General features: G+C 72.2%; 3 protein-coding genes. All 3 read right to left on the minus strand.

Going from position 1 to position 2727, the window contains the following annotated elements:
* The coding region (locus tag PROKR_RS07090; RefSeq protein ID WP_157601944.1) for a LacI family DNA-binding transcriptional regulator at window positions 1-428 on the minus strand (428 nt) is incomplete at its 3' end.
* Between the two features lie 114 nt (window positions 429-542).
* Window positions 543-2225 carry a discoidin domain-containing protein gene (locus PROKR_RS07095; RefSeq protein WP_084800294.1) on the minus strand — a complete coding sequence of 561 codons (1683 nt, stop codon included), beginning with the start codon at window positions 2223-2225 and terminating at the stop codon, window positions 543-545.
* A gap of 135 nt (window positions 2226-2360) precedes the next feature.
* Window positions 2361-2727 (minus strand): zinc-binding dehydrogenase (locus PROKR_RS07100; RefSeq protein WP_157601946.1); only part of this gene is annotated, 367 nt, incomplete at its 5' end.

Below are 2727 nucleotides of genomic sequence, written 5' to 3' on the forward strand. Positions count from 1 at the left end.
AGGCCGGCGAGCCGCCCCGGCAGCGGGTCGGCGGAGCTGGACGTGATGAGCAGGACGCCGTCGACGTGCCCCTGCCGCACGTACCGGACCACCTGGTCGTGGGCGGGCGGGTCGGCGGGGATGATCGCGAGGTGGATGTCGCGGGGCCGCAGCACCTCCTGCGCGCCCGCCGTCACGCGTCCCAGGTACGGGTCGGTGAAGAGCCGCTCGAGGAACGGCAGCGGCGAGCGCTGCTCGGGCGGCTCCGAGACCACGAGGGCGACCGAGCCCGTGCGCCGTGTCACGAGCGAGCGGGCCGCGAGGTTGGGCACGTAGCCGGTCTGCTCGATCGCCCGCCGCACGACCTCAGCGATCTCGGGGTCGACGGTGGGTACCTCGTTGATCACGCGCGACACGGTCGCGCGCGACACCCCGGCAACGGAGGCCACGACCTCCAACGTAGGACGAGCTGGCACCCGCCCTTTATACCCGTCCCCACCTGCCGCCGGGTGCCGGGTCTCCGCCTGCCTGCTTGCGCGGGGACCCGGCACCCGACGAGCGGGTCACTGGTAGACGCGGACGTAGTCGACGAGCATGCGGGACGGGAACGGGGTGCTCGCGTCCGGCGGGCCGGGCCAGTCACCGCCCACCGCGAGGTTGAGGATCAGGTAGAACTCGTGGTCGTAGACCCACGGCCCGCGTGTCGACTCCACGGTGTCCCGGTCCGCGTAGAAGACGTCGCGGCCGTCCAGCGAGAACTGGATGCCCTCGCTGTCCCACTCCGCGGCCCAGGTGTGGAAGCCGTCCGAGATCTTCGAGCCGTCAGGCAGGGCATAGGCCCCGCCGTAGCCCCCGCCGCCGTTGTAAGCCGGGGCGTGCAGGGTGGAGTGGGCCTGGGTCGGGTTCTGGCCGATGAACTCCATGATGTCGATCTCCCCGTTGTACGGCCACGGGCGCCCGTCGAGGAAGTCGGAGCCCATCATCCAGAACGCGGGCCACAGGCCGCGGCCCTCGGGCACCTTCACTCGGGCCTCGAACCGGCCGTACTGCGCGTGGAACTTGTTCGAGGTGTTCATCCGGTGCGACGTGTACTGCCGGCCGTCGCGGTCCTCCCGCCGTGCCTCCAGCACGAAGTTGCCCTGGCCGTCCTGGAAGCCGTTGCCGCTCGGGGTGTAGACCTGCTGCTCGTTGTTCTGCGGCAGGCCGGCGTCGATGGTCCACTTCGAGCCGTCAGCCGCGGCACCGGCGGGGCCGTCGAACTCGTCGCTCCAGACCAGGTCGAGGTCGTCGAAGTCGGGGTCGGCGGGCTCGGCCGGGGGAGCGGCGGGCGCGCCACCGGTGCCGTAGACCTGGAACTCCCAGAGCGAGTAGCCGTAGGGGCCGCTCCGGTCGCGCATGTGCACGCGCACGTGCCGGCCGTCGGCGTCGAGCGGGACGGTCTGCTTGAAGCCGGTGCCGCTCGTGGTGCTGTGCACGGTGCGCCACGTGGTGCCGTTGTCGGACACCTCGATGTCGAAGGCCGTCGCGAACGCCGGGTCCCACTGCAGCACCACGCTGGTCACGTGCGCGGCGGCCCCGAGGTCGACGGCGATCCAGCCCTCGTCCACCCAGCCCGTGTCGGGGCTGACGGCCCAGCGGCTGGCCGGGTCCAGGTCGAAGGCCTTGTCGGGGGAGCAGAGCCAGCAGCTGCCGTCGTTCTGCGAGCTGGAGGCGCTGCCCTGCTTGCCGTAGGAGAGCAGCGAGGTGTCGGTGGGCGTGCCGCCCCCGGTGCCGAACACCTGCAGCTCCCACAGCGAGACGCCCCACTGGGTGGCGCGCTGGGTCACCCACAGGCGCAGGTAGCGGCCGGTCCCGTCGACGTCGAGGTTCTGGTCGCCGCCCGTGCCGGTCGTGGTCGAGTAGACGGTGGACCACGCCGCGCCGTCGGCGGAGGTCTCGATACGGAAGCCGGAGGCGTACGCCGCCTCCCAGTCGAGGACTACCCGGTCGATCGCCTGGACCGAGCCCAGGTCGACGCGGATCCACTGGTTGTCGGCGGCGGCACTGGACCAGCGGGTGCCGGGATCGCCGTCGACGGCAGCGGCGCCGGTGCTCCAGTCGAACTCGGTGCTGGACGTGGTGACGGGCCGGCCCTGGGAGAGCGGTTCTGCGGCGGCCGCTGCGGTGGTGACCTGGGTGATCGCACCCAGGGCGAGGAGGGCCGCGGCGGTGGTCGCCGCCGCGAGCAGGCGGAGGTGTCTGCGCATCTGACGTGCTCCTTCGAACGTCGGTCTGGCACTTCGGGCGGTGTGAGAGAGCGCTCTCTCACACTGTCGCGGACATTCTGGACTCCGGTCAAGACTTTCGGCGAAGTTCGCTGACCGGGCTGTAAGTGCAGGAGGTCAGGGGCGGACGACGATCTTGCCGAACTGCCCGCCCTCGTGCAGGCGGGCGAGGCCCTCGGCGGCCTCGGCGAGCGGCACCTCGGCGTCGATCATCGGGCGCACGCCGGTGCGCGCGCAGAACCTGGCGAGCGCGCCCAGGTCCTCGCGAGTGCCCATGGTGACCCCCTGGACCCGGATCTCCTGGAAGAAGATGCGGGTCAGCTCGGCGGGGGGAGCGTCGCCCGACGTCGCGCCGCACACCAGCACCGATCCGCCCGGCCGCACGGAGCGGATCGAGTGGGCCCACGTCGCCTGGCCCACCGACTCCAGCACGGCGTCCACGCGCGCCGGCAGCCGGGCGCCGGTCTCGACGGCACCCGTGGCG

Origin of the sequence: Promicromonospora kroppenstedtii DSM 19349, assembly GCF_000515355.1 — a bacterium.
Lineage (GTDB): Bacteria > Actinomycetota > Actinomycetes > Actinomycetales > Cellulomonadaceae > Promicromonospora > Promicromonospora kroppenstedtii.

Coding starts and splice junctions, on each gene's coding strand:
- PROKR_RS07095 (WP_084800294.1), bottom strand. CDS start 2,225: ATGCGCAGACACCTCCGCCTGCTCGCGGCGGCGACCACCGCCGCGGCC.